This is a genomic window from Mesorhizobium sp. M0060 (assembly GCF_040323155.1).
Lineage (GTDB): Bacteria > Pseudomonadota > Alphaproteobacteria > Rhizobiales > Rhizobiaceae > Mesorhizobium.
On record NZ_JAMYUP010000076.1, the window covers coordinates 1 to 24,820 of the forward strand.

Sequence of the window (24,820 nt, forward strand, 5' to 3'; positions counted from 1 at the left end):
ATGCAGCAGGGCGCGGTTGTTGCCGGCGGCAATGAAGTCCTCGTGCCGATAGCTGCTCGAGCGCATGCCGAGCGGATCGAACAGCAGGCTCTTGGCCAGCGGCGCCCCAGTTTCGCATTGGCGGGTCTTCGGCGCTGCGTGGTGCTGGGCGTCCGCAGCGCGTCGAAGCGGTGCGGCGGCAAGCAAACGATCCTGCAGTGCCTGCGCCGTCGGATACGTCTGACGAGCTGTCGAAGGCATTGGCTCGCATCGCCGATCTGGAACGATTGGTCGGACAGAAGACCGTCGATCTCGATTTTTTGCCTTGCAGCACGTCGGGGAAGAACGCCAGCAGAGCGGCGCGCCTGGCGGGACGGCATCTACACGGTCATCCAGGCGATGATGGCGTCCTTTTCGATGGCTGCAAGGCGTGATCGGGATCGAGCGGATGTGCAGGCTCGCGGGCGTGAGCCGCGCGGGCTACTATCGGCATTGGCAGGTATCGTCTCCACGCCGTGAGGAGGCAGGTCTGCGTGATGTGATCCAGCGCCTGGCGCTGTCCAATCCGCATTACGGCTATCGCCGGATTGCCGTGCTGCTCGGCTGCGGGAGCTGGCGGGCGAACCACAAGCGTGTGCTGCGGCTGATGCGCGAGGACAATCTGTTGTGTCTGCGCAAGGCAGGTTTCGTGCCGATGACGACGGATTCCAAGCATGGCTGGCGGGTCGTTCCCAATCTGGCACGAGGCCTCCAACTGACCGACATCGACCAGCTCTGGGTCGCCGACATCACCTATGTCCATCTTGCCGAGGAGTTCGCCTATCTGGCGATCGTGCTTGACGCCTACAGCCGCAAGGTCATCGGCTGGGCAATGGCAACCCATCTCAAGGCCGAGCTGGCGATCGCTGCGCTCGACCAAGCGATTGCGGTGCGCCGACCTCCGCCGGGCAGCGTCATCCATCACAGCGATCGCGGCGTGCAATATGCCTGCGCTGAATACGCTGCACGACTTGCGGCGCATCGCATCCAGCCGAGCATGAGCCGGATTGGCAATCCCTATGACAATGCCAAGGCTGAGCGCTTCATGCGAACGCTAAAGGACGAAGAGGTCGATGGCCGAGCCTATCGCGACATCATCGATGCCAAGAAAAGCATCGGCGAATTCATCGAGCGGGTCTACAACAGGCATCGCCTGCATTCAGCGCTCGACTATCTCTCGCCGGATGAATACGAAGCCGGCCTAACGCGATTGCGCCAGGATCCCCCAGCCGCAATCCAAAACCTGGAGAACTGTCCCTAATTAGTGTCTCACCCAAGGGGTGCAGTCCAATGGGTAACACTTTTGGCTTTTGGCCGGAGGTGTTGATGCCGTGGAGAGAGTATTCGGTGATGGAGGAACGTCTTCGTTTTGTAGCTCGCCTTCTCGACGGGGAAGGCATGAGCGATGTGTGCCGGGAATTCGGCATCTCGCGCAAGACCGGCTACAAGATCTCGCGCGCTCCCGCTACCAAGTTTATCTCAATGAAATCAAGGCATTAACTGGAAGGTTGCTTTATAGAAGCGTCCTTTCATGTCGCGCATGTTGGAAGCTGCCACGGCTGATTTCCAAGCGTTTCCTGCGGCTATCGGCAGATCCATGCGACATGAGCGCGACATGGGAAGCGGGCCGGGACTGCAGATGTCTGCACTGTCGAGTCTATAAACATCCAGCAAGGCGCTGGCGCGGATAACCGTGCCAGCGCGCCAACGCCCGATGCGCGCGGCAGCACAGCGTCGACGGACCTCATGACCCAGCGCTGTTTGGAAGCCGAAAGAAGCTCTTCCTCCTCCACGATGCCGGCCATGTAATTTGCAATGATCCGGGACGCGAGCGCTTCACGTTGATGCACGGTCTGACCGTCAACTTTCAGCCGATCGAACACGCGACTGAGCAACGCCAACTCGGACTGGTCGAAAACACCCGCGTCCCGAGCTCTTTGATGGATCGGCATTACCCCTCTCGCCCGGAGATTTCTTTACAGAATAACCAATCGACACAGCAAAAGCAAAGTCGCCCCTTCGAGTGAAGGTCTGCCATTCGATCAATATTGCGCACACCTCGACTTGAGAGAGAAGAATTGCCACAAGGCGCCGGTTGAGCGTGCGACGGTTAGGCGCCCAGTCCCGGCATCAGGCAATGACACCAAGCCAAGGCTCAGCTACGCTGTTGCGGCGGCGGACCCGAATTCCCGTCTAGGCCGGCACCTATCTCCCGCCCTCCTCCCTCTCCCGATGGGTGCCGGCTATCTTCAGCGCGAGGCGGATTGCGCTTGTGTAGCCTACAGGCCCAGGGTCAGAGACAACTGGACAACAGGCGTGTCTTGCTCACGGACATCAATCGCTACGGGGTGTTGCTCCAGCCTTTGCACCTGATCTTTCGCTAAATTCGAGCAAGGCTCGAACCTGTACGGTTTTCACACTCCTCATGGTGAACCCACCGCCGGCGTGCGCATCGGGCCTTCGAATGTCGGCGCATCGACGATCTTGCTTTCGAGATAGCCGTCGTTGCTGCGGCAAGGCCCTTCTGACCCGCCGGGTAACTCCAGCAGCCGACCGCAGGCGACGGCACGATCAATCCGTATCGCCCCGCGCGCGCTCTGAGGCCGCGAATGCTGCGCACTGACCACCCGCTCGGCGGAACGCTCTCGTCGCACCAATTGAACGCGCGGGCGACGGCTTCGCAGACGTTGCGTCTGCCGCCTTTGTCAAACGAATCCAGGAATTGACCCCTTTGGCGAACTGAAGAACTGACCCCCTTCATTGGTTTGCTTCGTTTGTTTCGGGCACCGAGCCGACCTTCTGCAGAAGGCCGGACCGGCGCTTTTCGCGCAGCCTGTAGCTGTCCCCCTGATGGTGATCACCGTTGAATGGTGAAGCAGGCGATCCAAGATTGCCGTGGCCACCACGGGATCTCCAAAAACGCTCCCCCATTCACCCACCGAACGGTTGGAGGTAATCAGGATCGATCCCTTACGCGCGGTGGCGACCAACGTGAGACGAGATCGAACCAACAACCCCGCAATCGGCATCAAGGGCAAGCGCCACGGGCCGCCCGCCAACGACGAAGCCGGGTATTTCGAGTTCTGCCCCGTTTGTGGCCAGACGTTCGACAAGCGAAACCTTGGCGAGGTGCTGCATCACTATCTCCCAACCATGAGCCGTTGAACTCGACGGATGCGTAACCAACCTTCGAACAGACGGTTCCGGTCATCCAAGATCATGATCGGTCCCAACCAGACGATCTCAAAAGTGATTGCGGATCTCGTCGTTAAAGTAGCGGCCTTCGCGAAGGCCGCTTTGAACCCGGCAAAGGTCTCCGGTGGTACCCGGAACCATTGCATATTGGGCGGAATTGGCTGAAAGTGATCGGACCACAGGACGGGGTGTCGGACGGCTACGCATTCCAGGTGGCCGAGGCGCGGGTCAACGTGATTCGGGTCGATCGGCGGGACAGGGGGAGAAATGCACCCTTGGACGATGGCTGAGCTTGCGGAGATCACTGCAGGCATATGGGAAGGCGACCTGCCGGAAGACTGGACGACCGACCGCATAGCCTTCTGCGACGCACTGATCGGCCCCGGCGCGCTCGTCATCCCATGCGTTGGCACCTACCGTTACGGCGTACACACCAAGAAGATCAGGCGCTTCAGGCGACAGGGGCTCGCGCTCCTCGCGGACCGAGAGTACCGGTCCAACTTCGAATACTTGCCGTTGCTCCGGGTGGCTTCGGTCCGCGTCGCCATGAAGTATCTCGCCAAACGAGCGCGGGCTGCTTACGGCGGACGCCTCATCGCCGTGGGCGGCAGCGTCGGCAAGACGAGCACCAAGGCGATGATCAACGCCATTCTCACCGCAACTGGTTATCAACCGTTTCCGGACAAGAACTTCAATACCAACAGTGGAGTGTATGGCGAGATCGCCAACCTTCCCCGTGATGGCTTCCACGTTTTCGAGGTGTCGATTGGCTTTTATCGGAAGCTTAGCGCGCTTGCGCTCAAGCCGCATGTCGCACTCATCACGACAATCGGCGACGCCCATCTCGAAGAGTACGGCTCGCGTGAGGCCATCGCCAAGTTGAAAGCCCGCCTGTACGATGTCGCTAAGGGCGGCACTGCGATCATGCCTCGGGATTCCGAGCATTTCGAATACCTCCGAGCCCGCGCCCTGTCGTTCGGGGCGAAGGTCGTGTCCTTCGGTGAACATGCTAAGGCCGACTACCGGCTCGTGGACTATTCGCCCGAAGATCAACTGGTGCATGCGGTCCTGAAGGGCCGGGACTTTGCCTACAAGTTAGGTAATCCAGGGCGGCACATGGCAGTCAACAGCCTCAGCGCGCTGGCGGCTGTCGATTCGCTCGGCCTTGATCTGGGAGCTGCGACCAACGCGCTCGCCGAGGTGGAGGCCATCCCCGGGCGCGGCGAAGTCATACGCATCGCCCTCGCGTCCGGCGAGATCCATATCGTCGATGAGGCCTACAACGCGAATCCGACATCAGTAGCCGCCGTGCTGGCGGCACTTGCTGAGGGGCAGCGCGCAAGTGGGGGCCGAAAGCTTGCCCTTCTTGGCGACATGCGGGAACTCGGGCCACGATCGGCCGAATTTCACGCCGGTCTGGCGGAACCCGTTCTCGCGGCCGATCTGGATATGGTGATGACGGTTGGGACGCAGATGACATATCTCCGTCGTGCCCTGCCGGAGTATCTCCTCGGCCCACACTTCGCGACAGCAGACGATGTGTTGCCCGAGCTCGCCACTATCCTGCGCGCGAAGGACCTCCTTCTTGTAAAAGCTTCGAATGCCATGGGTCTAGATGAAGTTGTAACTCGCCTGCGCCGGCAATTGGACTCTCGACTAGGTCCGCCGTGATATAGCGTCCTAGGGTAGTGCCGGCTGGGCGCCGTCTTTGCAACCGGAGAGCTGCGTACATTCATGCCCGCTCGTCCGCATTAACGCCTGAAATGACAGGATGAGCAATTGCGCTACCGTCGAAGGGCGAAGCGCGGTGACAGAGGAACTTGATTTTGCAAGTACCACCACCCAAAATCATCTTTCTTAAGTTTAATCTGGTGGTCGAACTGGTCGGGAAGTGTCGCACGTCGTCTCAATTCCGACAAGACCAATGCAGCTTGCATGGCATTCACAGGACGCGTGCGGAAATCGGTGACCCGGTTGTCGCAAGACACCGGGTAGAGGCGCAGCTCCGCCTCCCCCACACCCAGATGTAGCCGCGCGATGAGACTGTAAGGGAAACCACTCTCTTTCAGATAGCGACCGGGGGCATTGTAGACAAAATTACCCAAAGAGCACACCAACCCGCCTTCTTTGCAAAACTCTACCTGCTGTAGACAATGGGCGCCATGCCCAATAACCAGATCTACCCCGGCGCGCATTGCCTCTTTCGCCAAAGCGAACATCTCCTGCGTCGCCCAGCGATAATTCTTGCCGCCCCAATGCGGTTGAAACACGATCATCGCCTCAGGAAAGGCGGCTCGATAGAGGCGCACTTGGTCGGGCAGGAAATGCGAGAATCCCTCCCCAAATCCGGCCACTCCTGGCGTGTGGGGCCCGGCATAGAACTTGAAATTCTGGTCGTAGTCTCTGCGGTACTCGAAAGCAGAAAAAACTATGACTTGGGCAACACCTAAATCGATCAAAAGTGGGGTTGTTGCTGCGGCAAGGTCGGGCCCCATCCCGATCGAATGAATTCCGCTGGACGACAAAGTGTCTCTCATCGCCAATGCGGGCTCCTGCCCAAAGTCCATTGAATGGTTATTGGCCAGCGTCACGGCGTCTACCCCAAGGCGCCGAAGTACGCTGAGCGTGCGCACGGGGTCTTCCCAGGAAAGAAATTTCTTTTGTCCGCCAAAGATATCCGGTGGCGAAACGGCAAGGACTGTCTCGAGGTTAAGGACCAGAACTGCACGATTGGCGATCATCGGCCGCAGGGCGTCGAAGAAGCTGTCCGGGACCTTGCTTAAGCGGGCGCGTGTCTCAGGCCACCGGTCGCTGAGATAGCCGTCACCAAGGCTCGTGTCTCCGCCGAACATGATGGTGGGCGGCTGGCTGCTGGAGACTTCAAGCCTATGAAACGGTAGGTCTAGGTCAGGCGAGACCACCAGAGCGGGCTCTTCGGCGCGGGCTGCCGAAGGCCGTGGCCTGTCGGCGGTCAGCATATCGGTTGGCGGGTGTGCCTTGAGAAACAGCTGGCGGTCGCAAAACGCCGCTATCAGACGGCATACATCGATTGCATCGCCGTGTGCGGGATATACATAAAGCCCTAGACCGGGACGGTTATTGGCTTCGATAATGATGTAGCTACCGGGGTTCGGGGCTGTGGTATGATCGTACGCCATGACATCGAGACCGATCACATCCAAGCCTGGCGCGATTTGAGTGGCTCTTTCGGCGATACGCCGCATCTCCGGATGTACGCTGTCGGTGATGTTCCGCGTCTCGCCTCCTAGCAACCAACCGGATTTGGCGGCGAGCGGAACGATCCGACCTTTGGACGGAACATCTTCAAGCGTCATTCCCTGCCCGGATAAGAAGTTGCGCCGTGCTGCGTCGACCTGGATTGGATACTCGGACAAATGTGAATTGCGAGCACGCCGGGCGTTTTTTTCGTCGATAAGGGCCGCGACGTTTTGCTCTCCATCCCCTACGACATGTGCAATAACCTTCTCAATCACCGCGACGCACTGTCCATCTATGACCAAGTATCGCGCTTCGACTGCGTTACTGAAAAATGACTCGATGAGAATGCCCTTTGAGGACCCGACGCTGGCGAGACCCCAAGCTGCATCTAACGTTTCGGGCGTCACACCGACGGTAACCCCCCTGCCTTTTCTGCCGTCGGCAGGCTTGACTACAACGCTACCCATCCGCGCCACCAAGGGTCGCGCCGCCTCTAACTGATCGGAAACAAAGACGTGCTGTTCAGCCACCTCCAGGCCGTGTTCCTTCAGAATTCTCGAAGTTAATACTTTATCCTTTAAGATGCGGCTTCCCAAGCGCGACATAAAACTGGTCTCGCCTTCGAACAAATAACAATGTCGACCGCCCTTTGCGACCCGCAGCAAATCACCGAATCTTGTCGAGGTGTAGCCAAGTTCCTTAAAAGCAGCCTTCATCGCGTGGGCCGTGCGGAACTGCGGCACCCCGTCATAAATATTAATTGGACCCAGAAGTGGTATCTGCACCATTTGAAATTGCCCAGGCCAACCCCGTTTTGGCTAACTTAGCGGAAGAGGTAGGACCTGGGAAGTATACTAGTTTCCGGCTCGTCGGCACGCTATTGGCTTAGAGCCGAGCCTGTCTGCGGAGACATAGGCAAGCTCTCACGGCGCCAGTCCCGCTGAAGCGAGCAGCGGCGATGTCACTCACCTTCAGATCGACTGTCGCGTTTCACCCCGGGATCGTCGCCAACCACCAGCCGCGGAGTGCGTAGACTGCCTTCTCTGTAGACGCAAAAATGGCACGCTGCCGGCAGAGCAGCGGAACTGACAGAGATCTCTGGCGGCAATTTCGGCCATGCATTTGACCGCAGCCGCCCGGAATGGTTGCTTCGTCCCAGCCCCGGTTATTCCGTCCAAAACGCAGCGACAACAAAGGTGTGGCCCTGTGCCGAGGACTAACATCATCACTGCTTCAGCGAAGGAGCACTATCCCTAACTCTCTAAGAGCTTTCGGCGGAGTCGCACCATAGCTATCCAGGGTCACGCTCGAGTTGCCGCTATAGAAGAATTGCCAGGCAACAATCCAACCTGAGTTGGCAGTCGACTTCAGGTCTTTTGTCCCTCTCATCCGAAAATGATGGTGGGGCAGGTAGATAGCCCCTTCAATTAAGTAGTTTTTGTTTCCGGATAATGAGACCGTTGGCACAGAGGGCGTAACTGTGCGTGACCCGAAGATAGCGATGCCAGCGTAAATGCCGCTCGTGGGAGCCGAAATCCTTACGCCACCTTTGCCTGCTGACTGAATAATGCTTGACTCGGAGTCAACGAATATCGTGACTTGGTCGCCCGAGAGATTCACATGGCTGCCGATACTCACTGTTGCGTTCTGAAAATAGTGAACTCCGGTAGAAAGAACGACGTTTCCGTCGAAGTCGATGTTTCCACAGAACACCCGGCCGGCCGGAATGGTAACATCGGTCAGCATCTGATTACTGTAATCGCAGCCGTTCGGTGGAGCGGGCTGCGGTATGTCGACAAGTGGGTCTGCGAGTTCGGGTTGGTTGGTTTTCGGGATGATGGTGTAACCGCCGCCTTGGTAATTGCCCACTATAGAGATTTCCCTGGCGACGATCTTTCCGGTTCCAACGTGCCTCAGCGCCTTTGGACTGGAGGAATTCACTTGGATACCGCAGTTTGGCACCGAAAGGCCCCCGGAACCCATTACCGTCAGCGCTCCATTTGAGGCAGGATCGAGGACATAGAAGCAATAATCTGGCGCGGCTTTTCGGGCCGTTGCCGCCACGTGAAGGTTAATACTCCGAATTCCAGCAAGACTCATGAAAGCGGTTGGCATTCCAGCTGAGATTTCAACCGCCGCCTCTCGCGTCCCAGCAGTAGGAGTGGTGATGCTCACCCCAACGACAGCGCCGGTCACGAAGGAGCTATTGGCCAGCGCCCAATTCTTCGCGGCATGGACGGCTTCTTCGTTTCCTCCGTCGCTCTCGACAGCAGCAAGAGCCGCCGAATCGGCCATCTCCTGCAGCTTGGATTTCCAGGAAGCGGCATTGACAAAGTCAATGCTAAGGCCAAGGGCCAAGCCCAGTGGCACCACCATTAAGGCCATCGCGACGGCAAAGTTCCCTTTCCTTTCGAGCAGCAGATCTTTCAGTGTCCGCATCCAGAAGCCCTCTCTTAAGAGCAACTTAGACCGAAGGCGGTTTAGAATTTACTAAATTAGAACAATCAAACGCAGTGGCAATTCACGCTCGGCAGAAAGGCGATGCAAGTGACGTTGCCCCCAGTTTCTATGCAGTTTTGAGTTCGTTTCCGGCGTGGGTTGTGCCCTGCTGGGCGGGTGGAGCGACGGGCGCTGGCGCGGAGCCTTTGGCATAGCGCAGCGCGAGCGACCGTCGCGGATTGAAGGTGGTGGCGAACTCGGCCGGTGTCTGCCAGGCGATTTGGGAATGCGGCCGCGCGGTGTTGTAGTCGTCGCGCCACAGGGCGATGGCAACGCGTGCCTGAGCCAGCGAAGTAAACAGCGTCTCGTTGAGCAGTTCATCGCGCAGTCGGCCGTTGAAGCTCTCGATGAAGCCGTCTGCATCGGCTTGCCGGGCGCAATGTAATGCCATTCCACGCGGTTCTGATCCGCCCAGGAGAGGATGGCGTTCGAGGTGAACTCGCTGCCATTGTCGCTGACGATCATTCTCGGCCGGCCGCGCTCGGTGATGAGCCGGTCCAATTCTCGGGCAACCCGCATGCCCGAGAGAGACGTATCAACGATGAGTGCCAGGCACTCTCTCGTGCAGTCGTCGACGACGGCCAGGATGCGGAAGCGGCGCCCGTCTGTGAGCTGGTCCGATACGAAGTCGAGCGACCAGCGCTCGTCGGGCCTCAGCGGCACCACCATCGGCGCCCTGGCCCCGATCGCCCGTTTGCGGCCGCCACGGCGGTGAACGGCGAGCTTCTCCTCCCGATAGAGCCGGAACAGCTTCTTGTGGTTCACGACCAGGCCCTCCCGCCTCAGCATCACGAGAAGACGCCGGTAGCCGAACCGGCGACGCTCCTGCGCGATCGCCTTCATCCGCTCGCGAAGCTCGCGGTCGTCCGGCCTGCTGGTCTCGTAGCGAACCGTCATGCGGCAACAGCCGATGGCTTTACACGCCCGCCGTTCGCTCATCCCGAAGCCTTCCTTCAGGCGAGCGACAGCTTTCCGCTTGGCCGCGGGCGTCACCATTTCTTTCCCACAAGATCCTTCAACGCGGCATTGTCGAGCATGGCGTCGGCCAGAAGCCGCTTCAGCCGCGTGTTCTCGTCCTCCAGAGCCTTCAGTCGCCGAGCCTCGGAGACATCCATCCCGCCGAAGCGGGCCTTCCAGTTGTAAATCGAGGCGTCGCTGACCCCGTGCTTGCGGCACAGATCGGCAACCGATACCCCGGCCTCATGTTCCTTCAAAATTCCGATGATCTGCTCTTCAGAGAAGCGGCTACGTTTCATGTCCTGGTCCTCTCGATGGGCCAGAACGAACTTCAAACCGGATTAGATCAGAGGGGCAAGGTCACAAGCTGTCTCGCTACTCACTGGCTGAGTGAAACGCGGCAGACCTTGAAGTCAGCGATGTGCTAATTCTCTACTTAAGGCCGAAGACTTGCTGAGCTTGGTCAGACTGCAACAAGTCGCGTGCCGAATGTCCGACACCCGGCAAAATCACGAGCCGCCAATTGAAAGGCCACCCGTTAGCGGTCGCGACAGCTTGCGCCAGCTCAAAAGTGAACTGCCCCCGATCCAAACGCGTCTCTCCTTGGCGCATAGCAGCTGCGCTTTCGTTTAGATCGACATCGCCAGTGTCGTCTTCTCCAAGATAGATCGTTAGAGGCAAAGCCAGATAGGCCTTCAACTCCTGAGAGGCTTGATCCGGCGTATAGACGCAGCCCGAGGAGAGACATCCCAGCCCGTAAGCTGCCGCCTCTGCTAGCGAGGGCAATACGTAGGTCGACGGATTGGCTACGACCACTCTCTTGGCATCCGACAAGGCAAATGCTGCAACACGCGACATGAATTGACCTCCCGCCGAGTGCCCAAAAAGGTAATACTGCGCAGTCGGCAGCCCCTCTCGGGCCCTCGCCCAGTTTACCAAGCCCTTCACGTACCAGACAGTCCACCTGTCCCGAGGTTGAATTGTGCCCGAGTTGACAATGCCTCCCCGCTGATAGCTCCAGCCTGGGAACCTTTCCAGGTCGAAAAGCGGCGCCATAACGATCAGGCAATTTCGATCCGCAAGAGGCTGCGCGTAGTCTCGGTAGGATTCGGCCGTTCGGCTTAGTCCATGGAACACGAACAGGATCGACGGATTGGCACAGTTCTTCGGATGATAGGTGTATACCGTCAACTTTATGCCGTTAATAGTTGCTGAGGTCGTACCTTTTCCAACCTTCCAGGCAAGTACTTGGCCTGAATACGTCAGACTACAGCCTAAGACGACTGCCGCTAACAGACGGATTAGAAATCGCACCTGTCGCTCCCATGGACGATCCCGCAGGGATGACATATCCCATTAGCGGCAGCTAAACAAATCAAAACCGGCTGAGCAGTAAAGAGTTCGTTTCTCCAAGTCTGGTCCTCGCAACGTTCGCAAGCGACGCCTCCGCGGCACCTCAGCGTCCTGAGTGACAGGGTATCGGCTCCTTGTTTTGTCGGCACGTATCGCTCGCGCCGCCATTGCGATCGAGGAACCCAGTGCAAATCCGCGTACGGCAACGCATAAGCTTCGGAGCCTCACGCCAGTGCAGGGATGGCCAATTTAAGGCATCTGTCTTGAACGGCTACGACAACATCGGCGAGTCCAGGCGACAACGCCAGCAACCGATCGATTGTCGCGCGACCGGCTGCCCCTCCCATTATCTTTGGTTGGTAATCGAGGCGCGGGTCTCTGTTTTGAACGTAAACTGGATAAATATCTAAACAGATCTGCTTCGCACCAAAGTGGAAGCAAGGCAGAATGGACTCCCCTTTGCTGTTTCCGGACCCAAAAGCAAAATTGCCGACACTGTATAATATCGGCCGACCATTATAAATCTCGATCGGCTGAAGGATGTGGGGATGATGGCCGATGACTGCGTCCGCACCCAGGTCGATAAATAGCCGTGCTTTCATGCGATCTTGCTCGGTAGGTTGGCGCTGGTATGGCAAACCCCAATGTACCATCACGGCGATCCGATCGACCAGTGGACGAAGCTGGGCCAGGTCACGCTCGACGAATTCGGGCACATCTTGTGCGGAGCCTGGAAGTTCGCCACGAGCCGCTGTTCGACGGTTCCAGTAATATCCGAGAAGTCCGATACGGATATCTGCGCCATCAAAAATCGCGGGGTGGTAAGCAGAGCTCTGGTTCCTACCACCACCGTACGGTTGGATATACTGTCGCTCTAACGTGGCTAGCGTCTCAACCACGCCACCCCGACCGCAGTCTTGAATGTGGTTATTCGCGACAGTCATGGCAGCGAAGCCTGCACGACGTAAGACAGAGGCTGACTTGGGATCGACTTTGTATGAGTAGTTCCGAGTGGTACCTGCTTTCTCTGAGATGGTGGAGAACGGCCCCTCAAGATTTCCCGTTATCAAAGCGCAGCGTCTAAAGATCGGCCTGATCCAGGCGAAGGCATAGTCTGGGCCAAACCTGCGGATACGATGACGCATCCGCATCCCGGTCATCACATCTCCGACCGCCGCCAAATGGTACGGAGCGCTGGCGGACCAAGAGAGGAACTGTTCAAGTTGGTCCGGGTCGATGAGATCGATGTCATCCGGAATTATGACCTCTGAAAACTTCTCGCGAATATTTTCAACATGGCGCCGGACTTCTTCCGACTCACTGAGGCGGTAGAGGGGTGGCTGAACGGAGGGTGCCAACAATGTCTCAACCGCTGAAGAACTAAAGCCGATCCCACGTTTCTCAAAAACGCTTCGGATCAGTGTTTCGTACCGGCTGCTGAATCTCGTTCGGTCTGCATGAAGCAAACACGAGGCGAAGTTCTCCGGAAATGACCTGAGGGCGCGCGTTCGAATTCCGGAAGGAGCATACGGGCTATCAGAAAGTCGTCCCAGCGCCAAAAGGGCAGCTACAACTAACGAAATGCAAGTAAGTTCGTCTCCCGGAAAAGCCTTGTGCAGGTCCCACATTGTCGCCGCTATGATTTGCGCGACCAGCGCCTCCTGCGGCGGCATGTCGGCATCGTCCATACGTGAGTCATTGGCAAGAGTATCCGATGGTACGAACTCGGCATCATGACGGAGGTGCCAGCACCATAGGTAGGGAGTCGAGAGCATCGAGGCCGCAAAGTATGTGCTCAAGGCGTACTCAAGTGGGCCGGGCCTGCTGAAACTGGCGCGCGGTGCATGCAGCCTGTCGGCTTGGATGTCAGCGGTATGGCGCACCACGTGAAGTCCGAATGCCTGATATATGAAGCTGGCATTGTGCGAGGGGTCGCACAGATAAGCACCGCCTGAAATTCGTGGAAGCCACCCTTCCGCCGTGACTGCACGCCCCGGGCCAAACAGCAATTCCCCACAGAGGGGGATCGAAAAATCATCGAGATTTTCGATTCTTGCTGGATATCGGTATTTGGTCCCTTTGACCGGCACCAACCTAAGCAGGTTCCCGTTAACTCCCCCTTGTTTCGGCTGGTGCGCATTGACGATCGCCCTGACCTTCGGCAAGGGGCCCTCGCCGAGTGAACGAAGCACTTCGTTCACTCGATGAGCCATCAAGGAGACGTGGTAGTAGACGTTGACCTGGCCGAAGCGTGCCGCAGTCTCACAACCTTCCTGTTCACCAAGAATGCCGCCGCCAAAAGGCTTGAAGACATAGTTACCTTGCTTGTCGGGCAGTGCTTCGCCCATCTCACCCGTGGGCCAGTTAATTTCCGCGGCTGGATGACCAATTACGTCCACGTACCGCCCACGCAGGCCTTGCCTCTCTGTGTTCTGGTAAAGATAAGGCAGTTCGACCTCGGTTGAATGCACCCGGCCGCCAGTAAAATCTGAATCGCAACGCTCCCAGACGTAAACAGATCCAGTCGCCATCTTTTTCCCCAAAGCTACTGTTTCTTCTGCGAATGCTGAGACGCAAGAATTCACAAGTCTTGCGCTCTGCAAGCCTCCAAACCTTTCGCCGACGGTGCTGAAATTGAGTCCGAAAGGACATGCCGTCGGTTGCAGGCCAACTCTCTACGGGGCGCGGAGATTGTCCTTTAACATGCTCTGGGGCCGCATTTCCCTCCATGGTGGGAAGCTGGATCCGCATCTGCAGCCCAGCTTCCTGGAGCCTTTTGGCCTCAATTCGCCCGCCCCTTTTTGGGGCTACACAAAATCAATCTCCTGAGGAAGCACATCTATCAGATGCTTGCGACCGGCTTTTTCTTCTCTCCGTTTATTCGAGCTGCCTTACTGAGGCCGCCTGCTGAACTGTTATCCTCACCCGATGCAGCGAGCTCTTGCCGAGCGCTCTCCAATGCCTTCGCTGCAGATCCCTCCTTAATCACCTTAAGTTCTTCCGCGACCATATTCGATTTTATGAGATGCCACTTGTCGAGGGAGGCGGCGCGCACGAAGCCGTAAGCCGATGGCATACGGACCATCAGCCAGCCTAGCTTCAATAATTCCTCCGTGAAGCCTCTCACGAACGCTGCCCTGCCGACACGCCGTCCAGTTAGGCGCCTGAATGTCTTGTACGACATTCTTGCACGGGTTCGCGGCTGTCCCGCTTTGTTTGTGGTGCGTTTCAAGGTCAAAGCAACGAGTGTCGCCGCATCATTTAGCGAAACAATCGGTGTGGCAGTTGGCGAAACAGTATCCATAACTTTACTCTCCTTTGCTTCAGCAGAATCGATAAACTCATCACTGCTATCGAACGTCGTTCGTCTCGGGCCGAACCGAAGGAAATGGGGCCACTTCATCGAACCAGCCATCCTTTTTTGCCAAATACGACATTGCCATTGCGTGCATGGCAGCCCTTATTTGCGGTGGCCGCGACTGAGACATAGATGTGACAGGTTCCGCAGCTAGCTCACCAGATCTCGACACAAGCGCTATTTTGGCGCCCGATCCGTCAGTGCTCCATCTCAAAGTTAGAACCAAACCACCACTGTGCAGGTGCCGACGTAGGTCGGTATCAATATCAGGCTCGGAACTTACCAATATTAGTCGTGTAGTCGGCAAGGTCGACAGCGAACGGCGGGACCATTCATCTTCGCTGTTAACAATGAAATAACCCTGGTTGCCGCGCTGCAACACCCGCTGAGTGAGATCTTCGAGAACTGTACCATTATCTGCATCCGTTCGAGTCATCGAGACCGCGCGGCAAGCACCCAGACAAAGACCGCTCGCCCAAAGTCTGTCCGGAGAGGCTGCATAAACCAGAGCTTCCAGGAACGGGTCTCTGGCCAGCATTTGCGGGGTTGTCCGCCGGCCAAATTCCTGGGGTACAGTGTTGATGTAAGCGCCTCTTTTCGACAAGAGACCAACTCTTCGCCCTTCGGCTTGGAACCGGTGATCGATTGCTGTTGCCACCATACCAGTGTGTCGATCGCCAATGACGAGTACGGTGGCGATTTCCGATGAGCCCGGCCCATTGTACATATTGGCCAGGATTACCTCACTCACATCTCTCGAGATCCCCGCTCGCGGCCAAAGATGAAACTCGATCCCCGGCCGTGCATTTACCTCGATGACAGTACACCCGACCTCTTTGTAAGATCTTGCAATGTCGGGCATGATGAGATCTATCCCGGCAATGCTAAGGCCGATGACTCTGACGATGCGCTCGCACAGTTGCTTGTTATCTGGATGAACGGAGCTTGTAACATCGACCGGGATGCCTCCACGGGCGAGGTGACCGGTAGGTCGGAGAACCAAAGGCTGCCCGGAAATTGGGACGGACTCCGGCGTATGACGATGCAAGGCTAGGTGCCGTAGCAACTCATCGTCGATTTCTACAGGAGAAAGACGTCTCCCGTCTCTGTCCGGTTCTCGATTCAAATCATGAATCAGGTCAAGTATCGTTTTTTCACCGTCGCCAACGACTTGGGGGGGGCAACACATGACCGCCGCCACGAGGTGATAGTCAACGACTGTCGCTCGAAATTCCGGGCCGGCGATGAACTGCTCAACCAAGACGCCATACCGCTCTGACTGAGTGACGTCGTGCGCTATATCGAATGCAGCCTCAACTGCACGGCGTCCCCGCAGTTTAACCGAAACTCCCCGCCCCTGATTTCCCTGAGCCGGTTTCACCACGACGGTCTTACCCAGCTGTTTAGCGGCAGCGACGGCCTCAGGTTTGGTGCGAACGGTAATTTGACGGGGTACTGGGATCCCCGCTTGCGCCAAAAGTCTGTTGCCCAGCCTTTTGTCCAAGGCCACCTTCGCCGACGCAAACGATGTAGAACCCGATATCGTTGAGAACAGCTGCTTCTGGTGCTTGCCTTGGCCAAGGCGAAGGTGGTTACGGGCAATGAACTCGAACGGGATGCGATTTCTCTTAGCTGCAGCTACAAGCACAGCGGTCGAATTTGAAAGACGCCGTCTCTTCGCCCTTTCCAGGTTTAGCTCCCGAGTCTGAGCGTATTTCGGTGCCCCGTCCTCGCCTCGCGCCGCCTCACCAATCGCCTCAACGACAGCCGAAGCAGCCGCGCGCGACATCTGCGGGTCATCCGACTCCCAAACGATTGCAAGATGGCTTTCGGACGGGTCGCCTACTAGCGACGCCGTCGGCGAAAACGAATAGAAATTCATCGCGCGGCGAAGCTCAAGATCAGCGGACAGGATTGCATCGGCAATGTAGCGAGGGACCAAAGCGTCTTGTGCACAACCGGGAAACATTTCGGACAGCGCTGAGCGAGCCAGCGCAGTAAAATCGGAGATGCAAGAAACCGCTAGCTGCCCGATATTCAGGGTTAATTTGACCACCGTGTTCGTGCTATGCACATTAAGTCCCGACAGCACCTTAAACCTGACAATCTCAATTTTTCCCAACTCTTCAGATAGGCTGACCATAACCCCACTTTTGACCCCCTGATGTTCACGCTCCGCCTGCTTTTCGACCGTGTCCCACCGGTCGTGATGTAGACTTCCTGAATACCGTTGCGTTGCAGCCACTTCAAAAGCATCTCGAAAACCGGCCGCCCACCGATCGGCATGAGAGGCTTCCGCAAGACCAATGTGAAGGTGCGAGGACGTGGCCCATTCCACCACATTGAATGACTGCTTTCTTCTGATCCCCCCTTCTCGGCCTGAACGCCCCTGAATGCCATTGTCACGGCCGCAGCATCCGGAAGTCGAATTCTTGTTCTCTTAAAAGGCCGGTGAGATTTCCCGCCAGCCTGATCCGGACATTGCAGCTGGATGGTATGTGCCATCGAGGGTTGTGTCGTCGTGCGTTCGAATGGCGGGGATCCAGACGTTATGGTGTTCAATAGCCGTGCCGATAAAATCACGAGCAGAGAGGAAGAAAAAAAGCGTAAAAAGCGTAAATTGAATAAAGGTCGAATAGAAAAAGACTTGTAAATGCCACCTGAGTATAAGTGGGGCGAGTATCATGTCTGTTTCAAGAATTAAACGCGGGCGCCTGAAGAGAGCTAAACGCTCATTCGCTACCCGCCGAGTCGCGGCATCTCACATGCGGACACTCGTCACCGGGCCCCTACAGCCCGTCGCTGGCGATCTTGTTTTGGCGCGCGTTGATGAACTCGGCAATCACAGCAGACTGGAGCTCATCTGCGGCCGAAAAGCGATCATGTTTCCCGGAGATGAGATAATCCTCTGTTATGGAAACAGGTACGCTCCTGACCAGTTCGAGGCCGTAATAGGCCCCGATCTGGGGCCGTGCGACTTAGTAGCGGGGGGAGGCATCGCGGCATGTGAGCTTTCCAGGCATGCTCGCATGCTGGCGCCAACCAAGATCACCCCTCTCGGCCTGATTGGCGACAAGTTCGGCCGCCGGCTAAACGTGTGGGATTACAAGGTCAGCTCAGACGATTTACCCCCTTCACTGCCGATTGTTCTGTCGCTTGGGACCTCAATGAACGCCGGCAAGACATTGACGGCGACGTCATTGGTCAGAGGATTCAAAAAGGCGGGACTGAAGGTCGCCGCACTGAAAATCACAGGAACTGGCTCGGGTGGCGACACTTGGATTGTGCGGGATGCCGGAGCCGACATCGTTCTTGATTTCACAGATGCAGGATTTGCAACGACGTATTTAGCCCCGGTAGATTTGATTGAGAAGGGTGCTTTCCGCCTACTGAACCATGCCGCTGAAAATGGATGTGACGTCGCTGTTATTGAGATTGCCGATGGGCTGCAGCAGAAGGAAACTTCTGAACTAATTCTGGCTGAATCATTGCGTAGCATAGCTCTTGGCGCGATTTTCGCTTCCTATGACGCGATGGGAGCAAAGTATGGAGTTGATACCCTCCGCGCTGCTGGCCACAAGGTACTTGCAATTAGCGGCAGGATCGGGCGCTCGCCGCTCGGTGTGAGGGAGGCTGAAGAAGCCACTGGTCTGCATGTCTATTCCCCATGGGAGCTCCAGGATGGGGCACTCAGCCCCGTTCTACGGGCCCGCGCTTCTGAAAAACTAGCTAACGGACAGAGCAATAATCCATACCTTCGGCGCATAGCTGACTCCTCAAATCCAACTATGGCAATCGGCCAGGGTCGAGCCCATTCTTCCCAGCTGCGAGTTGATTTTTTGGGCAAGCTCGCGCACGAACTGATTCTGGCAGAGTTGGGAGAAACACCTGGCCACGGAAGGCCTGCCAGCGACAGCAGGGCGACATGGCCCAGTCCCTTTGGGAGCGTCTTGGTCACTTTGCCCGAGGTGCTATCGCAAGGCTCGAACCCCGCGTTTATGTCGATCCAGGCGCCCGCTGAGATGATAGAAGCGGCAGTGTTGGCAAAAACCCGTGGAGCCCTCAAGTCATCTCTGGGCAGCCTGGTCCAGGCCCTCGGGTGCCCTCCTCTGTCCGCCACCCAAATGTACAATCTCGTGAGCGGAGCTTGGTCGATGTTCGAGGCAGTTGATCACGATGAACGCCTTTTGGGAGCAAATCGGCATCAGCAAAATGTTCTTGCAGGACCTGCTTTGAGCCCTCATGACGATTTGGATGGGATGATCATGAATTTCTCGGGAATTTTCAACGAGGGCGGCGACCAGCATGCCCCGCTTGGGCGGGCGTGAAAGACGGTGTCCTTGGTGAGAACACGAGGTAGGCGGCGGTACAGCGCCCCGCTCAGCGAAATGTGGCGAAGGTCGATACCTGGCCTTGCTGCGGTTGTGGGTTTTGGTGTCTGTATCAATGCGCTCCGATTTGCTGGGCCGCTTTATTTTATACAAATATTCGACCGGGTCATTTCCAGCCGCAGCGTGGAAACCCTTATTATTCTGACCTTGGCCGCCTTGCTCGCTCTGGTAACCGGCGTCGTGCTGGAAGCCATTCGTCACCGTATGCTTTCCCGCTGGAGCGTTTGGATCGAGCACCACTTGACCAGCCAGTCCGTGAAAGCCGGATTGACGGCAGGCGTCCCCAATCCGCCGCTTCTGACCAGCATCGAGAAAGTCTCCAGCTTTGTTGAGCGAGGGCTAGCTGCTTGGCTGGACGTGGTCTGGGCTCCCGTTTTCCTGTTATGTGTATACTTGATCCATCCTGTTCTCGGCCTGATCGCGTTGGCAGGCATGGCTTTGCTGACAGGTATGAGCCTGCTCAAAGAAAAGATCACACAAGAGCCCCGCCAAGCTGAACGTGAAGCTGCCAAGCAGGCGAAAGAGGTATTGATCTCAGCGGAAAGGCACAAAGACGTAGTCGGCGCCTTCGCAATGGCCGACGCGATCGCCGGTCGCTGGGGTAGGAACAGAGTAGATGGCTTTTTGCAGCGGGAGCGGCTTAATGCCAGAGGATCGAGCCTTGATGCAGCGATCCGGGCGCTGAACCGTTGCGTTTACATAGTTCTATTGGCATCGGGCATCTGGCTGTTCCTGAACGATTCGGCGTCCCTCGGAGGCGTATTTGCAGCCCGGCTCATTGCCAGATTTGCTTACAGAATGGTGGAAAAGGCAGTTCGGGAGCTCAGAAGCCTTAGGGAAGCGCGGGAGGGATACTCTAAGATTAAGGCGGAGCTTGCCAAACCGTTGGACGTAGAGCCGTCTCTGCTTCCTGGAACGCCGCACGGCTCGTTAGTTCTCGATCAAGTTACATTCAGGCATGCTGGATCGCGAGCAGACGTATTTAGGAAACTGTCGCTTTCTCTGGCTCCTGGGGAATTGCTGCTGGTCATAGGACGTGCAGCCACCGGCAAGACGACGCTTTCTCGTCTTCTCATTGGTTTGCTCAAGCCCCGCACCGGTCAGATCCGCTTGGGAGACATGGACATAACCAGGCTTCCGGATAATGTTAGAGCTGGAGGCATTGGCTATTTACCTCAGCACGTTGAACTGTTTGAGGGAACCGTCGCGGAAAATATTGCACGGTTTCAACAAAGTTCTATCGATGACGTGGTTTCCGCAGCAAAAATAGCCGGAATACACGAAATTATCGTTCGTCTGGGCCAGGGCTATGACACTTTGCTTAACGACTCGGTCGGCCTGTCCGGGAGTGAACGGAAGCGAGTAGCCCTTGCCCGCGCGCTTTTTCGCGCGCCGAGACTTATTGTCTTGGACGAGCCATTCGCCAATTTGGACCCTGCCTCGAAGAAGGCCCTTGAGTCGGCGGTTAGGCTTATGAAGGATGCGGGAAGCTCGGTAATTGTGACCATGTCCGGACAGACCAACCGCCTTGCCGGACTAGTTGACAGGTCGCTGATCCTGGGAAGTCGATCGCCCGAGCTCACCGAAGGTTCCGTTCGTCCCGTTCGCTTAGGGAAAACTGAATTGCGGAGCGTTAAGTGATAGCTTCGCTCGCCCTTGGCACCAAACACCCCGGCACCCAGCAAGCCGAAGATCCGCCGCCGTTTGGTAGGCGTTTAGTGATCTCTGGTTTCGCGATAGTCGCTGCCTTCTCGACCCTGACCGGCATGTGGCTTGTCGCGGCACCTATCCAGGGTGCGGTCTTGGCCACCGGGGTGGTGAATGTCGCGTCAAACGTCAAGACAGTTCAGCACCTCGAAGGCGGCATCATATCAGAGATATTGGCTCAAGAAGGAGATCGCGTGTCCCCAGGCCAGGTGTTGATACGATTGCAAAACACCGCTTCGACGGCCGCTGCAAATGAAATCAAGGCGCAGTGGTACGAGGCGAAGGCTACCGAAGCGCGCTTGGTCGCGGAAAGAGATGGAAAGGACACGATCGAAATTCCGCCTGAATTGAAAGCGTCCGGCAAATTGGCAGCGGATGCTGTTTCCGGGCAGGAGAGTGTCTTTCGGACACGTCAAAACCTCTTCAGAGAGCAGCTCTCCCTGCTGCAGCAAGCAACCGGAAGCATGGCGAAGGAGATAGAGGGTTTTGAAGGGCAAGTCGTAGCGGCTACTCGAAAACTCGCGCTAATCGAGGAGCAATTAGGTGATGTCCGCAGCCTGTATGAAAGGAAGTTGGTGGTCAGGACACGCCTGGTAGATTTGGAAAGAGAAAAGGCAGACGTGGGAGGTGCCCTAAGCGGGTATGTAGCATCGATCGGCGCGACCCAGCAAAAGATGGAGGAGACGAAATTCAAGATCGCCGAACTTAGCGCCTCGACGACGGCCGATATCGTCGAGGCACTAGGAGAAACACGCGCCAAAATATACGAATACGAGCAGCGAATGGCGGCTGCTGATGACGTGGCGACGCGTACCGAGATACGCGCTCCTATCGGAGGCACCATAGTGGGACTTAAGGTCCACACGAATGGAGGGGTCGTAGCGGCCGGAGAGCCGCTAATGGACATCGTCCCTCAAGAAGACAACTTCGTTGTTGTGGCAAACGTTGACCCCCTCGACGTCGATCAGGTGAAAGTAGGGCTGCACGCGACGGTTTGGCTGAGCGCTGTGAGCAAACGTTACCAGCAACCGATGAGCGGTGACGTTCGCACTCTTTCAGCTGACCGACTAATTGATCCTCGGACCGGTCAAGCTTTCTATTCAGTTCGAATTGTTCTGAGACCGGAGTCTTTGAAAGCAGCGCCTGTAGCATTGCAAGCTGGGATGAGCACGCAGGTCATGATCGAAACTGGAGCGAGGTCAGCATGGGAGTATCTCAGCGCTCCTGTCTACGCCGCTATGGGTCGCGCCCTTCGTGAATAAAAAGAACGAGCAATAAACAAAGAATTGGAAGTTCCCGTTAAAGTGCAATTGGGCGGATATCATGTCTTCTTCAAGAATTCGCGGGCACCAGAAGAGAGCTAAACGTGAATTCGCTACCCGCTGGGTCGCGGCATATCACATGCGCACACTTGCCACCGGACCCATACAGCCCGTCGTTGGCGATCTTGTTTTGGCGCGCGTCAATGAACCAGGCAGTCAAAGCAGATTGGAGCTCACCTGCGGGAGAAAAGCTCAGTTCCGTAATTTGGTCCCAGTCCGTGTGCTTGATACGATCGATGACCTTCGTAGCGCCATGACGCGGGAGACGGGCTCTGGTACGGCATTCCTCGACTACCTCCTCGAAGGTCCATACCAGTCGGGAAAGGGCGTCTGGATCAACCGCCGTAGCGAGGTCGTCGACTTCTACCGTAGCCTAATCGCCCGGTGTCCCCATCTTGAATCCGAGAGTCCGTATGGCGAGCACTACCGGACGAGAAATGTGCGGACGCGCGGCGACAACAGAGTCACGCTCCGACGTATCCAGGATGCTCCGGCCGAACACCAGCAAGCGGTCGCAGGGCACCGGCAGGAGCGCGCATTAAGCCGGCAGAGGCCGGTCGTCGTATTTGCCGGCGGACCGGCCGCGAAGATCGGCGCTATAATCGCGTCGTTGGTCGCGGATGGCGGATCCCAACGCTACGAGGTGAAATTCGTGCTGGACGGCGCCGAACAGTCCAACGAGAGCGGTTCGGCAAGTTACGAACACATCAACCATGCCAATGCTCTCAATGCCGAGCAGGACAACACAGGTCTCGGCATTCTTTTCTCGGCTGTGAAGCGGGCCCTCGTCGGCGAGCGTGATCCGGCAGTCGCGCTCGACGTTGAGTACAAGAAAGTCGATCTCTGGCCCCGCGCGATCGCTGCTCGCGATATACCGATCTATCTTGGGAATGAGCTCCATGGGCGCTGGCAAACACTCAAGGCAATGCTTGGGCTCCAGAACGATCACGTCAAGAGCCGGCTTGCCTCTAAGGCGTCTAGCGAGATCCTGACTTATCTCGAACAGAGCCTCGACTGTTCGTTCCGGCTTCCGAACGAAATCCGAAGGGCCGTCTTCCTTTACTTCACCCCGTCTCACTTCAGGCATTCGCTGAAAGACAATACCGACCTGGAGAGGAAGGTGGGGCTTCGTCCTCAAGGGCTATCTGCCGAAGACCTCACGCGCCTCTATGGCGCCGGCATCCTTGAGAAGATCGTGGCGGCGGATCTGTTTCCCGAGAATGCCTGCATTCGTCATGGATTCGATGCCGTCTGCCGCGAAATCCTTGAGCGCCGCGGCGCGGAATATATCCATAGGCACGCCATCCGCCAGATCTATCTGGAAAAAACAGGCGACACGACCAGAGCCGTTGCAGTCGTAATTGAATCACTTGCGACTGGCGAACAGCGTTGTCTGCCTGTCGACCATTTGGCGCTTTCCCTAGGGCCGACGGCTACGTTCCAGTACGGCGACGCTCCGGGGCTGGCGAACAGGACCTTGGACCGTATGAAGATCGGCTTACCAGTTCCATACCAGACCATTGCAGCCGGTCTCTCCGCACAGGTCCTGTTCCGAATCATCGACCCCGTGAAGGCGCAGAACATTCCGTTCACGGGAATGAAGCAAACGCATTTCGTTGAGATCGGCAGAACCAAAACGCATGTACTGATCAAGGTAACTTGCGGCGGCGTGATCGGGCTCCCGGTCTACAGCCGAAGCTACGGCATCAGCGCCTTAGCAAGCCTCCTGAGGACGATCACGCCTGAGATGGGGCTGCGATTTGAGGACGTGGTTTGCGCTTGGCCCTGCACTCGCGCCGTCAATGCCTCGAACAACGGGCAGATCGTGCAGTTGGCACAAAACAGTGTAGCGCGTTTCGGCGAAGGCGGAACGGGAATGTCGAAAATGGCGACTAATGCTCAGACCATGATTGATCTACTTGGCTTGGACTGGCCGCTGCCTTTAAACCTTAAAATTTCCCGCAAGCTCTATGAACATACAATCATCGATCATGTCTCCCGCATTGAGAGCCGGCTATTCAATGGCCGCTACCATCAACTGCCTTCGAAGTGACGAGGCGGGCCACAAGGAAGCCTCGTGTGTTCCGTGCTGATTATGAAACCTGCCGTTCTCCGATGGCTGGGGAGCGTCGGCGGCGCCAGCGGCATTACTGCGGGACTGGGTGGGACAATGGGCGGCACCAGCGGCATTGGCCTTTCACGATGCTGGCCTTCTCTACAGCACTCGAAGCGCTGCAACTTGAGAACCGCGAACTCGGCTACGCCCGCCCGATCCGCCGATTTTCCTTGCGATAGTGCTTCATATGGCGCGCCGGTAAGCGGACTCTGCTCACCCGCAGCAACGCAGCTTGAATTGGCAGGCTGATGAGTGTGGGGAAAGGCGGTAGCGCTCTCCCGCTACCAGTCTACCTTTAAGCTATTGAATCATAAGGCGCTGCGATTGGCTTCGGCACCGACCTCGACGGCGATAGCCAGGAAGATCAAGGGCTCGAATTCGCCCTCCGGACAGAGGTGCTTTCGCCGGCTGCGGTCATCCGCTCCGCGACCCGCACGAACGCGGCCCTTCTCCAAAGGGAGCACGATATCGGCCGCATTGCGGTCGGTTACCGCTCCGATCTCATCATAATCGTAAGCGCTCATTTCCCCGCACGTCGACGGCCCTTGCAACAGCTGATCGCTTTCAGACGGACGCGTCCGGGCGGATCAGGCTGCAGCGGTTTTGAGGAAGTTGAAGGGCAGCAGGTCGTCGATGGCTGCGTTCTCGGGGCGCTGAGGTAGTTCAGTGAGGACGTGGCGCAGCC

The 24,820-nt window shown here is 57.1% G+C and carries 14 protein-coding genes and 4 pseudogenes; 9 read left to right on the forward strand and 9 right to left on the reverse strand.

All coding sequences use genetic code 11. From position 1 onward, the window contains the following. Positions 1–240 (reverse strand): hypothetical protein (locus tag NKJ94_RS33360; protein WP_352531550.1); only part of this gene is annotated, 240 nt, incomplete at its 3' end. 169 nt (positions 241–409) lie between these two features. On the opposite strand from NKJ94_RS33360, the gene NKJ94_RS33365 reads away from it, so the two are divergent. Both NKJ94_RS33365 and NKJ94_RS33370 read left to right on the forward strand, forming a co-directional pair. Then, entirely contained in the window at positions 410–1,279 is an 870-nt protein-coding gene (locus tag NKJ94_RS33365) for an IS3 family transposase (RefSeq protein ID WP_352531552.1), read from the forward strand. A 65-nt stretch (positions 1,280–1,344) separates the two neighbouring features. Next, positions 1,345–1,470 (forward strand): annotated as a pseudogene (locus tag NKJ94_RS33370) (helix-turn-helix domain-containing protein); the annotation flags it as partial. Positions 1,471–2,775: 1,305 nt separating this feature from the next. Here NKJ94_RS33370 and NKJ94_RS33375 read toward each other — a convergent pair. Continuing rightward, a pseudogene (locus tag NKJ94_RS33375) lies at positions 2,776–2,990 on the reverse strand (ATP-binding protein); the annotation flags it as partial. On the opposite strand from NKJ94_RS33375, the gene NKJ94_RS33380 reads away from it, so the two are divergent. Together NKJ94_RS33380 and NKJ94_RS33385 are read left to right on the forward strand one after the other, a co-directional pair. After that, positions 2,914–3,183, forward strand: coding sequence for a hypothetical protein (locus NKJ94_RS33380; protein WP_352531574.1), 270 nt, complete (start codon positions 2,914–2,916; stop codon positions 3,181–3,183). The pseudogene NKJ94_RS33375 and the gene NKJ94_RS33380 overlap by 77 nt on opposite strands. 312 nt (positions 3,184–3,495) lie before the next feature. Further along, positions 3,496–4,884: a UDP-N-acetylmuramoyl-tripeptide--D-alanyl-D-alanine ligase gene (locus NKJ94_RS33385; protein ID WP_352531554.1), complete on the forward strand. Its 1,389-nt coding sequence runs from the start codon at positions 3,496–3,498 to the stop codon at positions 4,882–4,884. 113 nt (positions 4,885–4,997) lie between these two features. Here the strand turns inward: NKJ94_RS33385 and NKJ94_RS33390 are convergent, their stop codons facing one another. From NKJ94_RS33390 to NKJ94_RS33420, 7 genes and pseudogenes are all read right to left on the reverse strand, one after another. Continuing rightward, positions 4,998–7,220, reverse strand: a complete 2,223-nt coding sequence (locus NKJ94_RS33390) for a CapA family protein (protein WP_352531556.1) — start codon at positions 7,218–7,220, stop codon at positions 4,998–5,000. 445 nt (positions 7,221–7,665) lie between these two features. Then, the gene (locus tag NKJ94_RS33395; RefSeq protein WP_352531558.1) at positions 7,666–8,871 is read right to left on the reverse strand and encodes a TadE/TadG family type IV pilus assembly protein; all 1,206 of its coding nucleotides are present in this window, start codon (positions 8,869–8,871) and stop codon (positions 7,666–7,668) included. 127 nt (positions 8,872–8,998) lie between these two features. Further along, positions 8,999–10,187: pseudogene (locus tag NKJ94_RS33400) on the reverse strand (IS3 family transposase). 133 nt (positions 10,188–10,320) lie between these two features. Then, on the reverse strand, positions 10,321–10,746 hold the full coding sequence (locus tag NKJ94_RS33405) for a hypothetical protein (RefSeq protein WP_352451186.1): 426 nt from the start codon (positions 10,744–10,746) through the stop codon (positions 10,321–10,323). A gap of 719 nt (positions 10,747–11,465) precedes the next feature. Further along, positions 11,466–13,772 (reverse strand): CapA family protein, encoded by a 2,307-nt coding sequence (locus tag NKJ94_RS33410; RefSeq protein WP_352531560.1) that lies wholly within the window; start codon positions 13,770–13,772, stop codon positions 11,466–11,468. A 311-nt stretch (positions 13,773–14,083) separates the two neighbouring features. Further along, on the reverse strand, positions 14,084–14,545 hold the full coding sequence (locus NKJ94_RS33415; protein WP_352531562.1) for a hypothetical protein: 462 nt from the start codon (positions 14,543–14,545) through the stop codon (positions 14,084–14,086). Between the two features lie 46 nt (positions 14,546–14,591). Further along, on the reverse strand, positions 14,592–16,940 hold the full coding sequence (locus NKJ94_RS33420; protein WP_352531564.1) for an ATP-grasp domain-containing protein: 2,349 nt from the start codon (positions 16,938–16,940) through the stop codon (positions 14,592–14,594). 424 nt (positions 16,941–17,364) lie between these two features. Between NKJ94_RS33420 and NKJ94_RS33425 the strand changes: the two genes are divergently transcribed. From NKJ94_RS33425 to NKJ94_RS33445, 5 genes and pseudogenes are all read left to right on the forward strand, one after another. Further along, positions 17,365–18,927 carry a hypothetical protein gene (locus tag NKJ94_RS33425; RefSeq protein ID WP_352531566.1) on the forward strand — a complete coding sequence of 521 codons (1,563 nt, stop codon included), beginning with the start codon at positions 17,365–17,367 and terminating at the stop codon, positions 18,925–18,927. 96 nt (positions 18,928–19,023) lie between these two features. Then, a complete protein-coding gene (locus NKJ94_RS33430; RefSeq protein WP_352531568.1) occupies positions 19,024–20,631 on the forward strand; it encodes an ATP-binding cassette domain-containing protein in 1,608 nt (535 codons plus the stop codon). After that, a complete protein-coding gene (locus NKJ94_RS33435; RefSeq protein WP_352531570.1) occupies positions 20,628–21,959 on the forward strand; it encodes an HlyD family type I secretion periplasmic adaptor subunit in 1,332 nt (443 codons plus the stop codon). Before NKJ94_RS33430 ends, NKJ94_RS33435 begins: the two co-directional genes overlap by 4 nt. Positions 21,960–22,020: 61 nt before the next feature. After that, a complete protein-coding gene (locus NKJ94_RS33440; RefSeq protein WP_352531572.1) occupies positions 22,021–24,072 on the forward strand; it encodes a hypothetical protein in 2,052 nt (683 codons plus the stop codon). Positions 24,073–24,458: 386 nt separating this feature from the next. Then, positions 24,459–24,587 (forward strand): annotated as a pseudogene (locus NKJ94_RS33445) (amidohydrolase family protein); the annotation flags it as partial. Positions 24,588–24,820 lie beyond the last annotated feature (233 nt).